Here is a 607-nt window from a genome sequence, read left to right as displayed (position 1 = left end):
GGCATGGCGATCTCGGGGGCGCGGCTTCAGCTGGCGATCGCGCCGGCCGGGTCGGGCAAGACCACCGCCATGCGGGCCCTGGCCCGGGCGTGGGAGTCCTCCGGCGGGACCGTCGTCGGGCTCGCCCCGTCCGCCGCGGCCGCCGCGGTGCTGCGCGAGGCCGCCGGCACCCAGGCCGACACCCTGGCCAAGCTGGTCTGGCACCTGGAGCACGACCCCGAGCACCTGCCGCAGTGGGCCACGGACATCGACGAACGGGCCCTGGTGGTCATCGACGAGGCCGGGATGGTCGACACCCTGTCCCTGGACAAGGCGGTCACCTTCATCACATCCCGGGGCGCCTCGGTGCGGCTGGTCGGGGACGACCAGCAGCTTGGCGGCGGTCGGCGCCGGAGGGGTGCTGCGCGACATCCGCGCCACCCACGGGGCCCTGCACCTGACCGAGCTGATGCGCTTCACCGGGGTCGCCGAGGGCGGCGCCTCCCTGGAGCTGCGCGACGGTCGCCCCTGCGCCCTGGGCTTCTACCTCGACGCAGGGCGGGTCCACGTCGGTGACCTGGCCACCATGACCGAGCAGGTCTTCGGTGCCTGGTCGGCCGACCGGGCC

General features: G+C 75.1%; 1 protein-coding gene and 1 pseudogene. Both read left to right on the top strand.

All coding sequences use genetic code 11. The annotated features are described in order from the left end of the window. Positions 1 to 3: 3 nt before the first annotated feature. Positions 4 to 318, top strand: a pseudogene (locus D4B81_RS19080) (AAA family ATPase); the annotation flags it as partial. A gap of 55 nt (positions 319 to 373) precedes the next feature. Then, on the top strand, positions 374 to 607 hold a 234-nt coding region (locus D4B81_RS19075), incomplete at its 3' end, for an AAA family ATPase (protein ID WP_237566097.1).

This window comes from Ornithinimicrobium cerasi (genome assembly GCF_003702705.1).
Lineage (GTDB): Bacteria > Actinomycetota > Actinomycetes > Actinomycetales > Dermatophilaceae > Ornithinicoccus > Ornithinicoccus cerasi.
The sequence above is the reverse complement of the archived record's forward strand: the minus strand, read 5'-3'. Positions and strand labels throughout refer to the sequence as shown.